At 37.4% G+C, this 20400-nt stretch carries 20 protein-coding genes and 2 pseudogenes; 17 read left to right on the plus strand and 5 right to left on the minus strand.

The genetic code is table 11. The annotated features are described in order from the left end of the window. The first annotated feature begins 298 nt into the window (after positions 1 to 298). The 5 genes and pseudogenes from V2145_RS08035 (at position 299) to V2145_RS21440 (ending at position 4289) form a co-directional block, all read left to right on the plus strand. Complete coding sequence (locus tag V2145_RS08035) at positions 299 to 973, plus strand: hypothetical protein (protein WP_330987514.1); 675 nt, start codon at positions 299 to 301, stop codon at positions 971 to 973. Between the two features lie 254 nt (positions 974 to 1227). Beyond that, the gene (locus V2145_RS08040; protein WP_330987515.1) at positions 1228 to 1905 is read left to right on the plus strand and encodes a hypothetical protein; all 678 of its coding nucleotides are present in this window, start codon (positions 1228 to 1230) and stop codon (positions 1903 to 1905) included. Positions 1906 to 1991: 86 nt separating this feature from the next. Then, positions 1992 to 3124 (plus strand): annotated as a pseudogene (locus tag V2145_RS08045) (aminotransferase class V-fold PLP-dependent enzyme). Positions 3125 to 3195: 71 nt separating this feature from the next. Further along, positions 3196 to 3873, plus strand: a complete 678-nt coding sequence (locus V2145_RS08050) for a hypothetical protein (protein WP_330987516.1) — start codon at positions 3196 to 3198, stop codon at positions 3871 to 3873. A gap of 200 nt (positions 3874 to 4073) precedes the next feature. Beyond that, a complete protein-coding gene (locus V2145_RS21440) occupies positions 4074 to 4289 on the plus strand; it encodes a CDI toxin immunity protein (RefSeq protein WP_442956797.1) in 216 nt (71 codons plus the stop codon). A 96-nt stretch (positions 4290 to 4385) separates the two neighbouring features. Here V2145_RS21440 and V2145_RS08055 read toward each other — a convergent pair. Continuing rightward, positions 4386 to 5096: pseudogene (locus V2145_RS08055) on the minus strand (IS6 family transposase). A 225-nt stretch (positions 5097 to 5321) separates the two neighbouring features. Here V2145_RS08055 and V2145_RS08060 point away from each other — a divergent pair. From V2145_RS08060 to V2145_RS08080, 5 genes are all read left to right on the plus strand, one after another. Further along, complete coding sequence (locus V2145_RS08060; RefSeq protein WP_330987517.1) at positions 5322 to 6023, plus strand: hypothetical protein; 702 nt, start codon at positions 5322 to 5324, stop codon at positions 6021 to 6023. A 43-nt stretch (positions 6024 to 6066) separates the two neighbouring features. Then, positions 6067 to 6768: a hypothetical protein gene (locus V2145_RS08065; RefSeq protein WP_330987518.1), complete on the plus strand. Its 702-nt coding sequence runs from the start codon at positions 6067 to 6069 to the stop codon at positions 6766 to 6768. A gap of 295 nt (positions 6769 to 7063) precedes the next feature. Continuing rightward, positions 7064 to 7699 carry a hypothetical protein gene (locus tag V2145_RS08070; RefSeq protein WP_330987519.1) on the plus strand — a complete coding sequence of 212 codons (636 nt, stop codon included), beginning with the start codon at positions 7064 to 7066 and terminating at the stop codon, positions 7697 to 7699. Beyond that, complete coding sequence (locus V2145_RS08075; RefSeq protein ID WP_330987520.1) at positions 7700 to 9622, plus strand: DUF6792 domain-containing protein; 1923 nt, start codon at positions 7700 to 7702, stop codon at positions 9620 to 9622. A gap of 3 nt (positions 9623 to 9625) precedes the next feature. After that, positions 9626 to 10012, plus strand: coding sequence for a hypothetical protein (locus V2145_RS08080; protein ID WP_330987521.1), 387 nt, complete (start codon positions 9626 to 9628; stop codon positions 10010 to 10012). A 78-nt stretch (positions 10013 to 10090) separates the two neighbouring features. Here V2145_RS08080 and V2145_RS08085 read toward each other — a convergent pair whose 3' ends face one another. Further along, the gene (locus V2145_RS08085; RefSeq protein ID WP_330987522.1) at positions 10091 to 10375 is read right to left on the minus strand and encodes a hypothetical protein; all 285 of its coding nucleotides are present in this window, start codon (positions 10373 to 10375) and stop codon (positions 10091 to 10093) included. A 270-nt stretch (positions 10376 to 10645) separates the two neighbouring features. Here V2145_RS08085 and V2145_RS08090 point away from each other — a divergent pair, with 270 nt between their 5' ends. Continuing rightward, on the plus strand, positions 10646 to 10873 hold the full coding sequence (locus V2145_RS08090; RefSeq protein WP_210607947.1) for a hypothetical protein: 228 nt from the start codon (positions 10646 to 10648) through the stop codon (positions 10871 to 10873). Positions 10874 to 10927: 54 nt separating this feature from the next. Here the strand turns inward: V2145_RS08090 and V2145_RS08095 are convergent, their stop codons facing one another. Beyond that, positions 10928 to 11569, minus strand: a complete 642-nt coding sequence (locus tag V2145_RS08095; RefSeq protein ID WP_330987523.1) for a hypothetical protein — start codon at positions 11567 to 11569, stop codon at positions 10928 to 10930. 476 nt (positions 11570 to 12045) lie between these two features. On the opposite strand from V2145_RS08095, the gene V2145_RS08100 reads away from it, so the two are divergent. Next, positions 12046 to 13962, plus strand: a complete 1917-nt coding sequence (locus V2145_RS08100; RefSeq protein ID WP_330987524.1) for an endonuclease MutS2 — start codon at positions 12046 to 12048, stop codon at positions 13960 to 13962. Between the two features lie 381 nt (positions 13963 to 14343). Here V2145_RS08100 and V2145_RS08105 read toward each other — a convergent pair whose 3' ends face one another. Further along, on the minus strand, positions 14344 to 14730 hold the full coding sequence (locus tag V2145_RS08105; protein ID WP_330988128.1) for a DUF3888 domain-containing protein: 387 nt from the start codon (positions 14728 to 14730) through the stop codon (positions 14344 to 14346). Positions 14731 to 14979: 249 nt separating this feature from the next. On the opposite strand from V2145_RS08105, the gene V2145_RS08110 reads away from it, so the two are divergent. Both V2145_RS08110 and V2145_RS08115 read left to right on the plus strand, forming a co-directional pair. After that, on the plus strand, positions 14980 to 15549 hold the full coding sequence (locus tag V2145_RS08110) for an AAA family ATPase (RefSeq protein ID WP_330987525.1): 570 nt from the start codon (positions 14980 to 14982) through the stop codon (positions 15547 to 15549). A 330-nt stretch (positions 15550 to 15879) separates the two neighbouring features. Further along, positions 15880 to 16911, plus strand: a complete 1032-nt coding sequence (locus tag V2145_RS08115) for a cyanophycinase (protein WP_330987526.1) — start codon at positions 15880 to 15882, stop codon at positions 16909 to 16911. Positions 16912 to 17007: 96 nt separating this feature from the next. Here the strand turns inward: V2145_RS08115 and V2145_RS08120 are convergent, their stop codons facing one another. Further along, the gene (locus tag V2145_RS08120) at positions 17008 to 17304 is read right to left on the minus strand and encodes a DUF3784 domain-containing protein (protein ID WP_330987527.1); all 297 of its coding nucleotides are present in this window, start codon (positions 17302 to 17304) and stop codon (positions 17008 to 17010) included. A 197-nt stretch (positions 17305 to 17501) separates the two neighbouring features. On the opposite strand from V2145_RS08120, the gene nagE reads away from it, so the two are divergent. The 3 genes from nagE (at position 17502) to V2145_RS08135 (ending at position 20321) form a co-directional block, all read left to right on the plus strand. Beyond that, positions 17502 to 18878 (plus strand): N-acetylglucosamine-specific PTS transporter subunit IIBC, encoded by a 1377-nt coding sequence (gene nagE, locus V2145_RS08125; RefSeq protein WP_094910218.1) that lies wholly within the window; start codon positions 17502 to 17504, stop codon positions 18876 to 18878. Positions 18879 to 18967: 89 nt separating this feature from the next. Beyond that, positions 18968 to 19267: a hypothetical protein gene (locus V2145_RS08130; protein WP_025908018.1), complete on the plus strand. Its 300-nt coding sequence runs from the start codon at positions 18968 to 18970 to the stop codon at positions 19265 to 19267. Positions 19268 to 19361: 94 nt separating this feature from the next. After that, positions 19362 to 20321 (plus strand): ADP-ribosylglycohydrolase family protein, encoded by a 960-nt coding sequence (locus V2145_RS08135; protein WP_330987528.1) that lies wholly within the window; start codon positions 19362 to 19364, stop codon positions 20319 to 20321. Positions 20322 to 20400: the final 79 nt, after the last annotated feature.

Below are 20400 nucleotides of genomic sequence, written 5' to 3' on the forward strand. Positions count from 1 at the left end.
GACCCCAATGCATTTAGAAACATTTTGTAAGCTGAAGTTTTAGGATAATTCCTTCAAACAGAACGATAAAGACTGCTAAGATGTAGACCAATCATATCCAAAGCAGCTCATTTACAATGTAAATGGGCTTATTTTCATGTAAAAAAATTAAGAAAATAATCACTGTAATCCCCCTTACCCAAGTAGTTCTAAAAGACTGAAAAAATCCATTTTTAAGTAAAAAGCCTAATGTAAAAACTAACCAAGTTTTTCTATAATAGAACAATGTATGTATGGAACGAAAAAAAGGAGGCACCAAATGTTCATAAAAGGAAAAGGAATTGTAGCCTTACTTCTCAGTAGCCTATTCGTAGGCGGCTGTCAAATGAGTGACGAACAATCAAGGAAAACAAAGCCGCTAGACCAAAAGCCAAGCGAAGTGGCGATAGAGGAATTGCCAAATGCCAGAGCCCTTCAAGATGAATTTACGCGAGATATGATCAAGTCGACAAAAGAAACGGAAAAAGGATACTATACGCTTGAATCCAAAACGGGTGAGTATGAGATGTTGTTTCCGGCTGGTGGGGAAATCGATGGCATTGGTTATACGCGAAAAGGTGAAAGCAGTGAGGCATTTTTAGCTGGTATTCTGTATAATGACAAAACGGAAGCGTTGCTTAGAATTAAATATACAAATGCTCTATTTAATGATGAAACTGGAATTGGATATGCAAAAGAACTCTTAACGAATAGTATAGGTGAAGATATGGAGTTTGACCGAATTGATGGAAAAGGAAAAGTAACGTACATAGCACCGTTCACGATGGACGAAGGTTTATATGGCTATGCTGCCTATATCCATCCTGACAAAGGTTGGGGAGGAGTAGAGATTGTATATTCTGGAAGCTGTATGGATAATCCAAAGTCATGTGGTCCTGAAGAGGAAGAGTTTAAAAAGCGTGCGTACAAGTTAATTTCATCGGTGAAGTTTTAAACAAAAATGAGGTTAAACAATAAATGATAGTACTCGAACTAGCACAATCCAATCAAAATGCAGATGAGTAAGAACCAAATAAAAAGAAAATTAGTTAGAATACATAAGTAAATTTACTCTGTAAGAATTAAACGATGACAGTTCCAAAAACCTACAAAAATCCATTTTTAAGTAAAAAGCCTAATGTAAAAACTAACCAATTTTTTTCTATAATAGAACAATGTATGTATGGAACGAAAAAAAGGAGGCACCAAATGTTCATAAAACGAAAAGGAATCATACTCATATTTCTCAGTAGCCTATTCGTAGGCGGCTGTCAAATGAGTGACGAACAATCGATTGAAACAAAGTCCCTAGACCAAAAGCCAAGCGAAGTGGCGACAGAGGACTTGCCAAATACCAGAGCCCTTCAAGATGAATTTACACGAGATATGATTAAATCGACAAAAGAAACGGAAAAAGGATACTACACGCTTGAATCCAAAACCGGTGTGTATGAAATGTTGTTTCCAACTGGTGGAGGAATTGATGGCATTGGTTATACGCGAAAAGGTGAAAGTAATGAAACATTTTTAGCTGGTATTATGTATGATGACAAAGAGGAAGCAGAGCTTAGGATTAAGTATACAAACGTTTTATCGAATGACGAAACTGGCATTGAATATGCTAAAGAGCTTTTAACGAATAATATAGGTGAAAACATGACGTTTGACCGAATTGATGGAAAAGGAAAAGTGGCGTACGTAGCACCGTTCAAGACAAAAGAGTTTGGCTCATATGGGTATGGTGCTTATATTCATCCTAATGAAGGATGGGGAGGTGTGCAAATTATATACTCAACACGTTGTACGGATAAAACAAAGCCATGTGACCCACAAGAAGAAACGTTTAAAAAGCGTGCGTACAAGTTAATTTCATCGGTGAAGTTTTAAAAATAGACCAAGCTTGGAAAACGATTTAACTTGCTCATTTCGTGATTGTTACAATGGCTGAGGTATTAATAGAAAAGAGGTGGAGAATGAATACTTGTTTTAGTTCTTATCGTTCGCTTTTTCCTGTATTAGGTGATTACGTACATTTAGCTAGTGTTCCCAAGGGGCGATAGCTCAACCGATTTCAAAAGCAATTGAAGAGTATCATGCGAGCTTGCTTTCAGTAGGTACAAATTGGGAAGAATCTATTTTGAAAGTTGAAGCTACAAGAAAAAAATTTGCAGAATTTATAAACGCAGAACCGGATGAAATTGCGATAGTCGCTTCTGCATCTGATGCTATTTCTGCCGTAGCTACTACTCTTTCATATCATCATACTAAAAACAGAATTTCTTTAACTGATCTCGAGTTTCCTACTGCTGGCCATATTTGGTTTGCACAAAAGCATCATGGAGCTGATGTGTCATTCATTCGTTCCCAAAATGGAATGTTACCATTAGAGCAATATGAAAAGGAAGTAACAGAGCGTACACTACTTACCTTTATTAGTCACGTTTCCTATCATAACGGTTTTACACAAAATCTTAAAAAAATTTCCAATATCGTGCATCACAAAGGTTCTCTATTATTTGTTGACGCATATCAATCCGCAGGTCAGGTTCCAATTGATGTAAGAGAAATGAATATTGATATGCTTTGCACAGGAACACGAAAGTACATGTTAGGAATACCAGGGGTAGCTTTTCTTTATATCAAAAAAGAGCTAGCTGAACAATTGCAGCCTAGACATACAGGATGGTTTGGTCAAGAAGATAAAGCGAAATTTGATATTTACAATTCTATTTATGCTTATGGAGCTAAGCGTTTTGAAACAGGAACGCCTTGTTTTATTAGCATTTATGCTGCATATGAAGCTCTTAAGTTGCTGCTTAATGTGGGAGTAGAACATATTCATTCTTACCTACAAGATTTAGGTAAGTTTACTAGAGAATTTGGAATAGCAAACGGCTTAAAAGTTGCTACTCCAACAGCATCTAGTATGTATTCTGGCATGACACCTTTTTTTATTGATGAGGCTTCAAAGGTTGAAAAAAAGCTAAAAGAAAAGAGGATACTAGTTTCATCAAGAAAAGACGTCATAAGGATTGCACCACATTTTTATAACACCAAAGAAGAATTAGAATATGCGATTAATGAACTAGTTCAGTTGGTAAAATAGTTCATTTTATTAATGCTGTATGTTGTCTTTGTAATAAAGGATATAAGTAGAACGAAGTTGGGAGGAGCCACATGATTACAAAACGAAAACGAATCATACTCGTACTTCTCAGTAGCCTATTCGTAGGCGGCTGTCAAATGAGTGACGAACAATCAATTGAAACAAAGTCCCTAGACCAAAAGCCAAGCGAAGTGGCGATAGAGGAATTGCCAAATACCAGAGCCCTTCAAGATGAATTTACGCGAGAAATGATCAAGTCGACAAAAGAAACGGAAAAAGGATACTACACGCTTGAATCCAAAACGGGGGAGTATGAGATGTTGTTTCCGGCTGGTGGGGGAATTTCTGAGAAGCTTTATTCATATACAGAAAACCAAATTGAATCCTATGTAATAGGCGCAGTATACGGTGATCAAGTAGAAGCGCAAATCCGTATCAACTATAACCAAGAGCTTTATAACGATAAAAAAGGAGTAAATTATTCTATTGATTTTTTAACGAATAATTTAGGAATCTCATCAGCTTTTGAAAAAGTAGACTTGAAAAATCGAACATTGTATATAGCACCATTCAAGGTGGACGAAGACGCAGTTGGTTATGCGGCATATGTCTATCCAAAAAGTCAAAAAGGTGGAGTGAGAGTAGTATATTCAGTAGGGTGTAATCAGCTTCAGGTCCAGTGTGAACCATCAAATGAAAAAATAAAAGATCGAGCACACAAGGTAATGTCATCAATTACCTTTAAGTGAAATCGAAAACAGCTTATATGGAAATAGAAGAATTCCAAAAGGTAGGAGTTCTTTTGCTCTATAAGATAAGCTTTTTAACGTCTTCTCTGGCTATATGCTATAGTTATTTTATAAATTTTTCTTGTGGAAAGAGATGAGATTAAGTGGATAATAAAATAGTAAGGCAGTAGAAGTTAGAACAGAACTTAAAAGCCCTCAAAATAAACACGAAAGGTAGTGACCATCAATTATTTGATGAATGTATTGAAACGCTTGGAGAAAATACAGTAATCCTTTCGAACGAAAAGAGTCAAGCAATTACTAATTTAATAGAAGAAAAGTTTCCTATCTCTGTTTCTGGAAAAGTTGATTGTAGCAATATAGAAAACCATTTGCTTATTCAGAACAGGGAAGAGTTACTTCCACGCATTAAGTAAAGAGTAAAGGACTTTGAAGACAGAGTTTATCTGGTTCTGGTGCAAATACTGAAGAAAGATGTAAAGAGGTGAAAAGCTCCCTAGTAGAATCTAGTCTTAAGTAGCAATTCCAAATAGTTCATGGATGAACTCCACTTGATTTTGGGCAGACTTGTCTCGTGAAATAAGTTGCCCTTTTTTTATCATATGCATCGCTTCTATTCGACAAATAATAATAGATGTAGCTGTACGAAAAGATTTTAACCCTAACATAGAGCACACTCGTTTTTTAATAAATCGATGATCCTGTTCTACGATGTTACCCAGATATTTTACTTGCCGTATTTGGATGCCTACCGGCATCTTTTTCTCTTTCTTCAACTCTTCAATCGCCATAGGATAGGCTGGGTTCTTGTCTAGTATGATCACACGGGGCTTGGAAACATGAAAAGATCGCAAAGCTTTCTTGAAAAAGCGTTTTGCAGCCTTATGATCTCTTGTTTTGTTTAAATAAAAATCAATCGTATTTCCTTCTGAATCAACGGCACGATAGAGGTACATCCATTGACCTTTGACTTTCACATACGTCTCATCGACTCGCCAATAATCATTGGTTGGCTTAAGATGACGACGTACTCGCTTATCTAATTCAGGACCATACTCATGAACCCAGCGCATGATGGTTGTATGAGCAATCGATAGTCCGCGTTCTTCCATCATTTCGACTACATTACGAAAACTGAGATTGTACCGTAGGTACTATCTTACGGTTAATAAAATAATATCTGGCTGATACTGTTTCCATTTGAATAGATTTTCCTTTTTCATACTAATCACATCCTTCGTTTTAGAGTACTAGTATCAGTTTGTCCAAGATTTAGAGGTTATTTACAGGTGGTTTTAGTTTTTTGCACCAGAACCAGTTGATTTCCTCAGTGAAGTTTTTAAATGAAAATTAGACTAAGAAATAAGTAGTATTAATCATTAGTTTAGTGGTACAAAGTGAAGTAGTAACCTTATCATATATACATAGCTAGTAGTAGGAGGCATCATATGTTTATAAAAAGAAAAGGCATTGTAGCCTTAGTGCTCAGTAGCCTATTCGTAGGCGGCTGTCAAATGAGTGACGAACAATCAAACGAAACAAAACCAGTAGAAAAGAAGCCAAGCGAAGTGGCCGTGGAGGAATTGCCAAATACAAGAGCCCTTCAAGATGAATTTACGCGAGAAATGATCAAGTCGACAAAAGAAACGGAAAAAGGATACTACACGCTTGAATCCAAAACCGGTGTGTATGAAATGTTGTTTCCAACTGGTGGAGAAATCGATGGCATTGGTTATACGCGAAAGAGTGAAAGCAGTGAGGCGTTTTTAGCTGGTATTTTGTATGAGGATAAATCGTCAGCAGAACTTAGAATTAATTATAATACAATTCTATCAAATGACGAAACAGATATTGAATACGCCAAAAGATTCTTAACAAAAAACATAGGTGAAGACATGACGTTTGAACGAATTGATGTAAAAGGAAAGGTAATGTACATAGCGCCTTTTAAGATGAAGGAAACTGGTTCGTATGGTTATGGTGCATACGTTCATCCTGATAAAGGTTGGAGGGGATTGGAAATTATTTACTCAACAAGTTGTACAGACAAGACAAAGCCATGTGATCCACAAGAAGAAACGTTTAAAAAGCGTGCGTACAAGTTGATTTCCTCAGTAAAATTCTTAAACAAAAATGAGGCTAAAAAATAAGTGTTACACGTTATTACACAAACATAAAATCAGGAGGCACCAAATGCTCATAAAACGAAAACGAATCATACTCGTACTTCTCAGTAGTCTTGTCGTAGGCGGCTGTCAAATGAGTGACGAACAATCAATTGAAACAAAGTCCCTAGACCAAAAGCCAAGCGAAGTGGCGACAGAGGAATTGCCAAATACTAGAGCCCTTCAAGATGAATTTACACGAGAAATAATTAAATCGACAAAAGAAACGGAAAAAGGATATTACACGCTTGAATCCAAAACCGGTGTGTATGAAATGTTGTTTCCAACTGGTGGAGGAATTGATGGCATTGGTTATACGAGAGATGGTGAGAATGGTGAGTCTTTTCTAGCTGGTATTCTGTACGATGATAAAGCGGAAGCGGAGCTTAGCGTTAGGTATACGACACTACTATCAAATGATGAAAAGGACATTGAATACGCCAAAAGGTTTTTAACGAATAATGTAGGTGAAGACATGACGTTTAACCAAATTGATGGAAAAGGAAAAGTTACGTATGTAGCGCCGTTTAAGACGAAGGAGTTTGGTACATATGGTTATGGAGCCTATATTCATCCTGATAAAGGTTGGGGAGGAGTGGAAATTATTTACTTAACACGTTGTGCAGACAAGACAAAGCCATGTGATCCACAAGAAGAAACGTTTAAAAAGCGTGCGTATAAGTTAATTTCCTCGGTTGAATTCTTAAACAAAAAGGAGGTTAAACAATAAATGATAGTACTCGAACTAGCACAATCCAATCAAAATGCAGATGAGTAAGAACCAAATAAACAGAAAATTAGTTAGAGTACATAAGTAAATTTACTCTGTAAGAATTAAATGATGATAGTTCCAAAAACCTACGAAAATCCATTTTTAAGTAAAAAGCCCAATGTGAAAACTAACCAAGTTTTTCTATAATAGAAGAATGTATACATAGAAAGAAAGTAGGAGGCACCAGATGTTTATAAAACGAAAAGGAATTGTAGCCTTACTTCTCAGTAGCCTTGTCATAGGAGGGTGTCAAATGAGTGACGAACAATCAAACGAAACAAAACCAGTAGAACAGAAGCCAAGCGAAGTGGCCGTGGAGGAATTGCCAAATACAAGAGCCCTTCAAGATGAATTTACGCGAGATATGATCAAGTCGACAAAAGAAACGGAAAAAGGATACTATACGCTTGAATCCAAAACCGGTGTGTATGAAATGTTGTTTCCAACTGGTGGAGAGATCGATGGGATTGGTTATACACGAGATGGTGACAATGGTGAATCTTTTCTAGTAGGTCTTCTGTATGATGATAAAGCGGAAGCGCAGCTTAGCATTCAGTATACAAAAAATCTACTCAATGATGAAACGGGAATTGAATACGCTAAAGAGTTCTTAACAAATAACATAGGTGAAGAGATGAAGTTTGACCGAATTGATGGCAAAGGAAAAGTGACGTACGTAGCTCCATTTACGAAGAAAAATGGTGTTTTATATGGTTACGGTGCCTACATCCATCCTAAGGAAGGCTGGGGGGGAGTAGAGATTATTTATACTGGAAGCTGTATGGATAATCCAAAGTCATGTGGTCCTGAAGAGGAAGAGTTTAAAAAGCGTGCGTATAAGTTAATTTCCTCAGTTGAATTTTCAAAGAAGAAAGAAAGTGAACAATAAATGAGTGATAACCAACTTGTAAAAACAAATGAACTATGGTTAAGAATTACAGACTTAGGTTACAAGGATATAAGTAAAGAAGAGTTTGTCCGAGAAGTACAGCGGATTTATATTGAAGAAACAGGTAAACCCTTAAAAGGTGAAATAAGCGTTGTGCGCTCTTCTGAATTTGATCGAGTAAATAAATATAATAATTCTTCATACGATGGAACGGCTATACACATCTATTCCAAAGAGCAGGACGTAAACGAAATGTACGTAGTATCTCAAGGGACAACGGACACTGACGATTGGCTGTATAACCTACGAGCAATGCAGGCTGGGATAGACACTAGCCAAGCAAAGAGTACGGAAATCTTTGTAAAGGAAGCACAGAAAGAGTTTAAAAAAAAGGAATCAATAGAAGATATTTCTAGTATCATTGGCTTATCACATTCATTAGCTCACAATAATAACACTGTGTCACAATTGCTAACTGAAAACTTTGACGAAATTTATAGCGTCAACGGTGCGCAGTCAACATATTTTCAACTCTACCAAAGAGATTTTGAGTTTAGAGAAGCAGTGAAAGAAAAATTCAACATAAGTTTAGCAGATTCTAAAGCCATCTACTCTCTGCCTCAAGACGAACTTAAAACTTTCGCAGAAGCGTATTATAAAGAAAAAGGTACGGTGATTCACCAGGTTATTTCTTCTGATGATCCATTGAACGCCCTGGCAAATATTCGAGGGTTTTTCACATTGGGTGATGTCACCATGATTGATACGAATCCTGACAAGCCAGGTCTAAAAGCTATTATTGACAAAATTCCAGATTCAGAGGTTAAAAGCTTACAAGATTTTGCATTAGTGTATGCAGAAGGATTTCAGAACGGTGGAAACAATCAAGGGATTGAAGACTTAACGGGTGTGAATATGGACGTCGTTGATAAAATTATGAACGACGGAGTAGGAGCTGCTGTTGGCACGTATTTCAGCAAAGACCTTGATGACATGATTTCAGACGTCAATAAAAAAGTGCCGCCTTTGCTTGAAAAGGTTACGAACATCACGTCGAATGCAGATGTGATTTTTGGTGAATTGAAAAACGCAGGCTATATTACAAACGCACAGAAGCAAGTCGCAGTGGAAGAGCTTGCGAACATTGAAAAGTCATTAAAAATCATTAAAGAAAAAATTAATAGCATCGACGAGAACCGCAAGATGTCAGAAGAAATGATGAAAGGTACCAAGTACAGTCCATATGCGGGGCAAGCAGCTATGGCCAGCGGGTTTAACGTAATGGCTGGTGATGTGGATGCGGCTATTGCTATTTATCATGAAGTGCAAAATATGCAAGCAAGCGCTAAGCGATTACATGAAGAGCTAGGGTCAGTTATGGAAGAAATTATTGCAAGTCACGGAATCGTCGAGATGTTAAATGCGCTAGGTGCTTCTAAAAATCAAGGATATTCAGGTAATGATTTGGTGCTGATGACTGGTGGAAACCAAGAAATTAAAGTTAATATTTCGGCTGCGGTGCGCATGTACCAAGAAGGACAGCAGGAACTTCAGAAAAAGAAAACGTATATCACTAAAATTGCTGAAAGGTTTCAAGAGCATATTATTGATGATTATGAAAACCAAAAGCAAAAGGTGCTAAGCGATATCCGTAATATTGAAACGAACCCGTGCGGTCAGCTTCCGCTTTTACGAAAGCACGTGTTTTTACCTTACTTTTCACCTGTGCAAATTGATAAAGTAGAAGTAACTGAACAGTTTAACGGTTTAAGCGGCATGGATATTTCTCACTTGATGGAAGGTTTAACTAAAAGCTTGACGGATAACGAAGACTTTTTAGAGTCAGCAAAGTCCAATATCGAACAGCTTTTCAGCAAGGACCGAGATCTTAGTATTCTATTTAACTATGTGCCTGGAGGATAACAGATGGAAGGAACTGAAAGCAAAACAGCGTTTATGTTTGAGCGCGTCTCGCCGCAAGAAGACTTGACGGATAGAACCCAACAATTTACAGAGCTCACGGATAAAATTGCCGCTATTGACGACGCATTGGAAAAGAAAATCCAGAAAATTGTAGTGGAAGACGATAGCAAAGGTAAAGTAATAAACGCAATTGTAGAAGAAGCAAAGGAACAAAAAACAAAAAGCATTGCGCTTTTAGAAACGGTAGAAGAAGAAATTGAAAAGCTTGTTTCATCTTACAATGAACAAGTCGATGCAATAAAAAGCCAGAGCATGATGATTACATACAGAGAAATGATGTATTCTACTTCACCTTTTGGGAGCGTGCCGAAAGGTCCACCTTATAAGTAATGAAGAGTAGTAGAGAAGTTGAAAATCCCGCTATTAACATAAAGTTGATAGCGGGATTTTTTATGGTAAACATAAGTATTAAACTTTTTCTTCACTTCCAATTAATGATGTTCCGTATGAGTTATCAATGACGCATAGCCAGTTACATCTTGATTTTTTTGGAACAATTGTATGGTTGTAGTGCTGAGCAATTTTAATGAATGCCCGCTTAATTCCCTCTTTTCCACGATCTATCTTTCCCGGCTTGATTGCTAAAATAGTATTCTCAGTATAGTACTCCATTAATTCATCAAAGCGTTCAGCTTTAACTAACAAATTACATTCTTTAATAATTTCTTTTAACTCATGCTCCCTCTTAATCATTCCATTTTATTAAAATACCGGTAAGTTTATCACCTACTAAATGCTTTTATCACACCAGAAATAAGTATTAGTTTTTTTGATTAAAATGTAATATCTGCTAAATTAAGTGGTAAAAAAGTATGGAAAAAGGTCCGATATAATTAAAAACGGATATGAAATACGTTACCTCATACGTGAAATATAGTAAATAAGTCGTGAGTGAAATCAATATATTCCGTATATTGGATAGTAAGTGAATAAATAGATAAAAAGTTAGGTAGGAGAATATCAATGAAAGAGACAAAAAGCGAGCGCTTCATCCGCGTAGCGGAAGCCAGAACAAACAAAATTATTGCTTTAATGGAGCTGCTTGGAAACTGTTCAAACAGAAATAACTACGAATACACGGACCAAGAGGTCGCGACCATTATGAAAACATTAGATACGGAGCTTGCGGCGCTGAAGGCAAAGTTTGATCAGCAGAGTGGGAAGAAGAGAGAGCGGTTTAAAATTAAGTAAATCACAAGTAAGTTGCATACGTGCATAATAGACTAAGAACTGTTGAAATAGTTCTTAGTCTAAGTTAATTATCTCTAGTCTTTCTCCAACCAATTCCCCATAATGCCCAACCTCACCCCCGTCAATTTCTCTCGCAATCACCGCAGCATCCACCATCGACAGCTGCGCAGCATAAATTACGTGGTCTGGATACGCTTTTGTTAGCGCCGCTAAACCTTGAGACACAGCATCTAGATACTCTCGTTTTTTCCCGTTCATAATCAGATGAAAAGTATTAAGAAGTAGATGAGACTTAGCTTCTATAGAAGAGTCAAATTTAGCTAATGCTTGCATGGTACTGTCAACTGTTTGAGGATTAGTAAAGGCAAGAATAGCAGGCTTTTTTTCAGCTTTTAGATGTGAAAATAATAGTTCGTCAATTTTAATAATGGGAACTGAGAAATCCATTAGCGGTAGGTGGGCTGTGAAAAAGGTGCATGTGACTAAAATAGCATCCACGTGACAAGAAGAAATCCATCTCATTGTATTGGCGAGCTTACTTTGAATAAATTCTGGTTTAAAGTAAGCATCAGCTTTTTGTCGGTCGAATCCGGGTTCGACGAAATGAATGAGTTCAGCTTGATGGGAGCTAAGCATTTTTTCAATGACTTCGATGTTTGAGTGGTGTGCATGTAGGCAAGCGATTGTTTTGGGCATGGTATCAGTTCCTTTTTTCGTTTACCCCATCATATCATGGATAAAAAAGGGCAGCTGCCTATTTACATGAAAAGACAAATATAATATGATAATAGCAACAATGAAAACGTCAATGAGACGAAGTCAAAACTAGACGAGGTGCTTTTATGAGCGGGGTAGTATCGAAATAGGATTAATTTAGCTAAATGAATACACGAGACGAAGGTGCGTTTTTAAAAGAAAAATGCGTAACCTTTAGTTTGTGTTGAATTCATTTAGACGCCTATGAAGATACCTACACCCCATACAAAGCGTATCCACCGCAAGCAATTGCGTTTGTTTGGTGATACATTTATGCCTTGTATACGTGCGAAAGCTGTGGGATCTAACTGATTCTGCAGCTTTTTTGTTTATTTTTAGTATTATATGTTGCTCATTGGCTTCTCATTGAGTAGGTATCTTCATTATGAACACCATCATAGTGAGGAGTAAAAAAGATGAATGAAATGACATTTGAAACATTGCAATATCGTGAGTTAAAGGAACTTGTGAAATCTTATTGCGTTAGCGATTTAGGAAAGGATTTGCTTGATCGCTTACAGCCAAGCGCATCTCTTAACGTTGTCAAAACGCGCCTGCGTGAAACGACAGAAGCAAGAAGATTATTAGATGCAGAAAGCCACGTACCTTTAATGGGAATCTCAGCAATTAAGCATATTATGACAAAGGCTGAAAAAGGCATGCTTTTAGAAGCGAGTGATTTACTTGAGGTGTCTGACTTTTTACGAGGGTGTCGCCGAGTGAAGACGTTTATGCTTGAAAAAGAATTCTTTGCCCCGATGCTGTCGTCGTATGCGAAGTCCATGACGGAGTTTCGGACTATTGAAGAAGAAATTAACGCAGCGATTAAAGGCAATCGAGTGGATTCAGAAGCGAGTAAAGAGTTAAAGCGAATTCGTCGCCATATTGAATCAACAGAAGCAACCATTCAAGAACGCTTAGCGAAATTTTTGCGAAGCGGTGCGAACAAAGACTATATCCAAGAATTTTTTGTGAGTAAAAAAGATGATCGCTACACAATTCCTATAAAAGCTTCTTATAAAAAGCACGTGCAGGGAACAATTATTGAAGTCTCATCAAAAGGAACAACGGTCTTTATGGAGCCAACCGTCGTTGCAAAATTAAACAACGAGCTTGCGACGTTAAAGGTAGAGGAATCTGTAGAAGAGTACCAAGTGCTTGCGACGCTCTCAGGTCTGGTAATGGAACAGCTTCCTGCCATTAAAATCAACGTTGAGCTTATTGCGCAGTATGACATGGTATTCGCCAAAGGAAAGTATAGCCGCAGCATCAGCGGGGTTGAGCCTGGATTAAATGATCACGGTTATATCAGCATAGTAGATGGAAAACATCCGCTTTTAAAAGGAAATGTTGTACCTTTGAACTTTACAATAGGTGAAGAATATCGAGGGCTCATTATTACAGGACCAAACGCGGGTGGGAAGACCGTTGTATTAAAAACGATTGGATTGCTTACGCTTGCTGCGATGTCAGGATTTCATATTGCGGTGGGAAAAGGAACAGAAGTTTCTTTATTTGAACGAATTTTTGTCGATATCGGTGACCACCAAAGTATTGAAAACGCGCTAAGTACATTTTCATCTCATATGAAAAACATGGCGGACATTTTAGCAAGTGCAAATCACCGGACGCTGCTTTTATTTGATGAAATTGGAAGCGGTACAGAACCAAACGAAGGTGCTGCTCTTGCCATTTCAATCATTGAAGAGTTTTACCATAAAGGATGCATGACCGTTGCAACGACGCACTACGGAGAGATTAAGCGATTCTCTGAAATGCATCCTGACTTTATGAACGCGGCCATGAAGTTTAACAGCGAAACGTTAGAGCCACTTTATCAGCTAGTCATTGGAGCATCAGGTGAGAGCAATGCGCTTTGGATTTCGAAAAAAATGAATGTGAGTGACGCAGTCATTGAGCGAGCAAAAGCGTACATGGCACATAAAGAATACAACTTCACGCTTGTCGATGAAAACAAGAAACGAAAGCCAAAAGTAGTGGAACAACAGAAAGAAAAGCTGTATGACTATGAAATAGGTGATAAAGTAACGCTGTTAGATGAGAAAGAATCTGCTCTTATTTATAAAAAAAGAGATAGCTACAATAACGTGACCGTGTTCTATAATGGAGCGTTTAAAGAAATAAACACTAAACGCATTGAGCTCGAATTGCCAGCAAGCGAACTGTATCCACCTGGTTACGACCTAAACTCACTTTTTGTTTCGCATAAAGAGCGAAAGATGCAGCACGACTTTGAGCGTGGTTCGAAAAAGGCATTAAAGAAAGTTGAAAAGGAGATGCGAAAGCAAAAAGGAGAGAATTTTAACGATTAACCGCTGCGTCCAAATGCTTTAGAGCATGTAAGCGGAGTGGTGGAGTACTCATCTTGTTTTGGATGAAAAATAAAAGCTTAGGCATGTGGTTAATCAACGTGCCTAAGCTTTTTTCTATTAATGCAGGCTATGAGAGAACATTGAGTGTATTCATCACATAATAAGTAACTTTAGTATAATTATAGAAAAAGCCTATATAGAATACAAAGGAGCGAGATAAAGATTAAACAGAAAATAGCACTATTTTTAAAGCTTTCTGTATGTGATTTTCTAATTTTTATCTTTTTTAGAGAGTGGTTTTTCTATACGGGCTATGTGATGCCGTATCTGTTTCGATAGACAAAAGAACTTTTATTCGGATGAACAAAAAGAAGACCGCTCTTATAAAGGTTCTCTACAAGGGATTTTTTGATTAGTATCTAAAGGAGTACTTTTAAATTTCATAATGCGCCATTTCCAGTCAGGTCCACTGTTACTGAAAGTCATATTAACAATATAGTTTGGAGGGTTATGAGGGCCTTCAAAGGTGATGACCTGTACATCAACTGTAAACAGATAACTGCCTGCTTCAGCTTTTTTTATACGTAAGATTTGAGCACAATTATATTGTGTGGTACCACCAAAGTGGTGTTCTAATTCTATAGAAAGTTGGGGCTCGAGTAGCTGTAAGATTAAATCATCTCTTAGATAAATTTCGTTCTGAGTAGAAGCTTCAGATTTTAATGGAGCTAAAACTGTCACGAATACAATAACAAGTGAAACAAGCACGCTTTTCAAAATAAAAACCCCTTTTTTACTTAGTTTGTTATAAAAATTAAAAATTATTATAAACAGAAGCCATAATCATGCTGTACATATATAAGAGGACCTACAGCTTGTCGGTATAAACATCAGAAGCAAAGAGAAGATTTCTCAGAACACTACCATGGATATTCTTAATGTAAGCTATTTTTAGTTAATCTCCCAAACATACAAAACCATATCGCCATATAGAATTAACTTGTAAAAAGAGATAATTTGTACAAGGTTAAAGCAATATGTATTACTAAGGAGGTGCTTAGCATTTATAAAATTTCTATCCTTGGAAATGCATGTGCTGGAAAAACGACGCTGAGTAAAAACCTTAGTAAGAAGCTAAATATTCCATTCTATAGTATTGACGAAGAGTTAAAGACTTTAAGAACAACACCTTTTCCAACGCGACAACAAATCAGACATTTTTCTCGAGAACTAGGTAAGTTAATGGAAAAAGACAGTTGGATTATAGAGGGATGGTGCCCTCGAGCTGTTTATGAGAGCCGATTTCAAGAATCAAATATAATTATTTTTTTGGACGTTCCTCTGTCTGTTTGTATGGAGAGGATGCATAGCCGTTTACTAAACAGGAGCTTAACTAATGACATAAAACGAAAGATAGTAGATCGAGCAACAGATAAAATATGTACATTTGAACAACATGTTAAACCGGTTATTTTAAATCTCATGAATAACTATAGGAAGAAAGATCAATCAAAGACTATTATTCATCTTACTGAAAACAGTAACGAGGAGGAGTTGATAAGAAGTTTAAAAGAAACATACGCATAGTTAAACGAAATGAAAACCCGCTGCTCTTTGGAGCCGGGTTTTTTCTTTTCTAACTGATTGTTGAAATAAAAAGGCCCTACTTAGCATGATGCATGTAAAATATCTCCTGACCTATGTAAAAAAGAACCTCGCTTTGCCAAACAGAAAGAATTTAACTTAACGGACTTTGTTAATGAACCTAAAACAACCAAAGAAACCCAAAAGAAATCCACCAAAAAACGAAAAAGCTAATTATTTGTTATTTTTTGAATTGGCATAATATTTGCATTATTTATTAATGAGCGCAAATCGACGTTCTTAAATATTAAAAATGTGGGGAGTGTAAAAGAAATGAAAAAATTAGTAAAGATGGTTACAACTGTTGGTCTTTCTATAGGGTTACTAGCTGGACATGCACCTGTTGAAGCGGCGGGAAAAAATTATACGTATTATAGTTATGGAGATACAGCAAATGTTACAAAATCAACCACGTATGGAGTTAATTTAATGGGAGGATCAACAGATGTAGATGAAGCAATGCTGTGGATGGCAAAGAAAGCCAACGGTGGAGATTTTGTGGTCTTAAGAACTTCTGGTAGTGATGGATACAATCAATATTTATACGATTTAGCAGCACAAAACGGTGCTGGCCTAAACTCAGTTGAAACCATTGTATTAAATAACCGTAATGCTGCTTCTGACTCATTTGTACTTGATAAGGTATCAAAAGCAGAAGCTGTTTTCTTCGCTGGTGGCGACCAGTCTTTATATGTAAACTACATAAAGGATACGCCGCTTGAAGACACACTCAACAATTTAATTTCTATTAATAAGGTTCCAATAGGCGGTACGAGTGCTGGACTTGCCATTCAAGGGCAGTTTGTCTACGATGCTGCAAACGGTTCAGTATATTCAAATGAAGCGTTAAGTAATCCAAGTAATCGGTACATGACATTTACGCGCAATTTTTTAAGTAATCCTTATTTAACAAGCACTATCACAGATTCACATTTTGAACAACGTGATCGTATGGGGAGATTTGTTGGCTTTATGGCTCGTAATATAATGGATGGTTGGACAACACAAGCGAAAGGAATTGCTGTTAATGAACAAACAGCTTTATTAGTGGAAGCAGATGGCTCAGCAAAAGTTGTTTCTCAGCCTGGTAGTACAAATGCGGCCGTTTATGTTGGACGTACGACAAGTGCACCAACAAGCAGTTTAAGTTCACCATTAACAATGAAAGATATTGAAATGACGAAGTTAAAAACAGGTGATACCTTCTCTTTTTCTAACTGGTCAAGTAGTAATGGCTTTCAGTACAAACTCAATGCTCAAAATGGGGTTTTGACGTCAACAACAGGAAATATTTATGGAAACTAAAACAAGGCAATTTAAAAGTAAATTCGCACCGTTTTATTAGTAAGACAAGTAAGAAGTCACAAAAGCCCGCTCAGACTAGAAATCTGAGCGGGTTTTTTATGTCGATCTTTTCTTAAACCGATCGCCTGTATTTAAATAAATAAGTGCAAACGCAATTGATACAACAAACACTATCATACCGATAATGAACAGCGGCTGATTTGCTAGCACGTCGCTTAATCCCAGCAACAATATTCCAAACGAAATGGCATACATGATCTTGCCCATAAATTTACATAGAGCCACCTCATCGTATTCGGCTTTTTTCTCAGCGGGTAAGGTATTATAGCCGGCGATCAAAAAACCGCCTTTTCCTTTTGAAAGAACAAATGCGAGAATAAGAAAAGGAATCAAAATGATAAAAGGAACAATCGCTTCTTCGATAAGAATTCCTCCTTTTTTAGAGCTTTATACTAGACTATACGAAGAGAGAATTGAAAGGTTTCATGTATTTGGCAAAAAAAACAACTTGTCTAGGCATACAGCATGGGCTAATAGAGAAAACGCTTACATAAATATGTAGTATATCCTAAAAAAGAGAGGTGTTTGTTATGTTAGGTTTTCTTCAAAAAATCGGTAAATCGTTGATGCTTCCGATTGCAATTATGCCTGCTGCTGCGCTTTTGCTCCGGCTAGGTCAAGATGATTTCTTAGGTATACCGTTTATATCGGCAGCGGGTGACGCTGTTTTCGGGCATTTGGCTTTATTGTTTGCGATAGGAGTTGCAATTGGGTTTTCAAAAGATGGCAGCGGAGCCGCTGCGTTAGCAGGTGCTGTCGGGTACTTTGTTTTGACAGAAGGAGCAGCAGCTATTAATGAAGAGATTAATATGGGTGTTCTAGGAGGAATTGTCGCTGGGGTCATTGCCGGTCTTCTGTATAACCGCTATCATACTATTAAATTACCAGACTGGCTTGGCTTCTTTGGCGGAAAGCGCTTTGTACCAATCGTTACATCACTTGTAATGCTTGTGTTGGCTTTTGTGTTTGGATATGTTTGGATTTTTGTTCAGCACTTTATTGATAATATTGGTGAGTGGATTATTGGAGCTGGTGCAGCGGGAGTAGGAGTATTTGGGTTTTTAAACCGCATGCTCATTCCGCTTGGATTGCATCATATTTTAAATACGCTCGTTTGGTTTGAGTTTGGAGAATTTACAAACGCTGCGGGTGAAGTTATAAAAGGAGACCTCTGGCGCTTCTTGGCAAAAGATCCTTCTGCGGGAATGTTTATGACGGGCTTTTTCCCTATCATGATGTTTGGTCTTCCAGCGGCTGCGTTTGCGATGGTTGCAGCTGCGAAAAAAGAGCGTCGAAAAGCAATGATGGGCGTATTTATAGGTTTAGCACTTACCTCGTTCTTAACAGGGATTACCGAGCCAATTGAGTTTTTATTTATGTTTTTATCACCGGTCCTATACGTGATTCACGCTATTTTAACCGGTTCTGCTATGTCGATTACGTACCTGCTTGATATTCATCACGGCTTTGGGTTTTCAGCGGGAGCCATTGACTACTTCTTAAACTTTGGGATTGCACAGAAGCCGCTGCTTTTAGCCGGTGTTGGTCTCATTTATGCGTTGCTGTATTTTATGATTTTCTACTATTTAATTATTAAGCTTGATCTAAAAACACCTGGGCGTGAAGATGAAGTAGAAGGAGAATTTGAAGAAAGCGGAGCGTTAACAGGTAGTTACGGTGACCTTGCGAAAGCTTACGCAGAAGCACTTGGCGGAAGAGGAAACTTGCTTGAAGTGGATAATTGTGTGACGCGCCTTCGTTTAAAAGTCAAAGATACGAGTATCATAAATGAAGTTGAGCTAAAAAGGTTGGGAGCGAAAGGTGTACTAAAGCTAAGTGGCCAAGACCTTCAAATAGTTGTCGGCACAGACGTTGAGTTTTTAGCCAATGAGTTGAAAAAGATGTAAAGAGAAGGAGCTACTCGTAAGGAGTAGCTCCTTTTTTTACTATTTATGCTAAAATAGTAAAATATAACATTTCGATAAGGAGAGATGTCATGAATTCAAATCTCCAAACGTCTAAACCAGTAAAAGTCGTAGTGAAAAAGAAGCTAACGATTAGAAGCGTTCTAAATCTGTACGGGATTTTTGCTATTGCTGGAATGCTCCTTTCAATCTTCACAACGTTAGTGTCACTGAATGAAAATATGGAGCTTTACTTAAAAACAGAAGAAATGCTGAAAGGGAAAAAGTTAAAAGAGTTTTTAGCCTTTATTTTTGGTTCAGCGGTAGTTTATTTTTCACTGGTGAATATATATTATTACTTCTTAGAGAAGAAACATAAAAGCTCTTCTTAAAAAAGAAGAGCCTTCTTTAAGTATAAGTCAAAGAGACTGCATATTTTTACTTATGATATGATCGAAAAAAAAGGTAGTATAAGGGGCTGATACAGTGGGAAGTAAAGAAGATAATAAGCAACTATTAAAAAGGAAGCTGTATCCTGCGATGTTAGGCGGGATTGTAGGAGATGCACTGGGAGTACCGGTAGAATTCAAAAATCGAGATTCATTTAAGGTTACTGAAATGACAGGGTATGGTACATATAATCAACCTCCTGGGACGTGGTCTGATGATACGTCATTAACGATGTGTTTAGTTGAAAATATACTAGAAAATGAAGATGACGTAGGGTTGATGCACAAGTTTGCCCATTATCGTGATAATGGATACTGGACCCCATACGGCAAAATGTTTGATATCGGCATTGCAACAAATGAAGCAATTTATCGCTATAAGCAAGGACTACCACTTGAAGAATGGGGAGGAAGTTCTGAGTACGACAATGGAAACGGAGCGCTCATGCGAATTGCGCCTTTATTTTTTACGCTCATTCAAGAAAAAAGTGTGAAAAAACGAATTGGTGAGATTAAACGTATAGCCGAAGTGACTCACCGTCATCCGCGATCGACCTTGGGATGTATTTTATATCTAGAGTTTATGAACGCACTTTACAATGATAAGACACCGCTTGAAGCGAATCGGATGCTAAGTGAGTTTTGCCAAGAACACATAGTGGGAACAGTGTATGAGAACGAAATTCAGCATTATGCAAGGCTGCTTGAATCAGATCTTGTTCATTTACACCGAGGTGACATCAAGTCAGATGGCTATGTGGTGCATTCGTTAGAAGCGGCGGTGTGGTGTTTGCTACATGCTGATGACTATGCTGATGCAGTATTAATGGCTGTAAACCTTGGCAATGATACCGATACGGTTGCTCTTTTAACAGGAGTTTTTGCAGGTATGTATTATGAAATGCATGGCATACCAACAAAGTGGATTGAACAGCTAGCAGGTAAAAAGAAGATACTGGACACTCTTGATCACTTTTACCTTCATTGTGCAGAGTGAAGAAGTCCAAGCTTATAAATTAATAGAGCTCTTTCTATTAAAAGAAAGAGTTTTTTTATGGATTAGCACCATTAATAGA

This window comes from Priestia sp. GS2 (assembly GCF_036409025.1).
GTDB lineage: Bacteria > Bacillota > Bacilli > Bacillales > Bacillaceae_H > Priestia > Priestia aryabhattai_A.

Bases quoted from the DNA above. Each gene is read 5' to 3' on its own strand.
- V2145_RS08035 (WP_330987514.1), top strand. From the start codon at position 299: ATGTTCATAAAAGGAAAAGGAATTGTAGCCTTACTTCTCAGTAGCCTA.
- V2145_RS08090 (WP_210607947.1), top strand. From the start codon at position 10,646: ATGAAAGAGACAAAAAGCGAGCGCTTCATCCGCGTAGCGGAAGCCAGA.
- V2145_RS08130 (WP_025908018.1), top strand. From the start codon at position 18,968: ATGAATTCAAATCTCCAAACGTCTAAACCAGTAAAAGTCGTAGTGAAA.
- V2145_RS08100 (WP_330987524.1), top strand. From the start codon at position 12,046: ATGAATGAAATGACATTTGAAACATTGCAATATCGTGAGTTAAAGGAA.
- V2145_RS08065 (WP_330987518.1), top strand. From the start codon at position 6,067: ATGCTCATAAAACGAAAACGAATCATACTCGTACTTCTCAGTAGTCTT.
- V2145_RS08075 (WP_330987520.1), top strand. From the start codon at position 7,700: ATGAGTGATAACCAACTTGTAAAAACAAATGAACTATGGTTAAGAATT.
- V2145_RS08040 (WP_330987515.1), top strand. From the start codon at position 1,228: ATGTTCATAAAACGAAAAGGAATCATACTCATATTTCTCAGTAGCCTA.
- V2145_RS08095 (WP_330987523.1), bottom strand. From the start codon at position 11,569: ATGCCCAAAACAATCGCTTGCCTACATGCACACCACTCAAACATCGAA.
- nagE (WP_094910218.1), top strand. From the start codon at position 17,502: ATGTTAGGTTTTCTTCAAAAAATCGGTAAATCGTTGATGCTTCCGATT.
- V2145_RS08085 (WP_330987522.1), bottom strand. From the start codon at position 10,375: ATGATTAAGAGGGAGCATGAGTTAAAAGAAATTATTAAAGAATGTAAT.
- V2145_RS08115 (WP_330987526.1), top strand. From the start codon at position 15,880: ATGAAAAAATTAGTAAAGATGGTTACAACTGTTGGTCTTTCTATAGGG.
- V2145_RS08070 (WP_330987519.1), top strand. From the start codon at position 7,064: ATGAGTGACGAACAATCAAACGAAACAAAACCAGTAGAACAGAAGCCA.
- V2145_RS08080 (WP_330987521.1), top strand. From the start codon at position 9,626: ATGGAAGGAACTGAAAGCAAAACAGCGTTTATGTTTGAGCGCGTCTCG.
- V2145_RS08050 (WP_330987516.1), top strand. From the start codon at position 3,196: ATGATTACAAAACGAAAACGAATCATACTCGTACTTCTCAGTAGCCTA.
- V2145_RS08060 (WP_330987517.1), top strand. From the start codon at position 5,322: ATGTTTATAAAAAGAAAAGGCATTGTAGCCTTAGTGCTCAGTAGCCTA.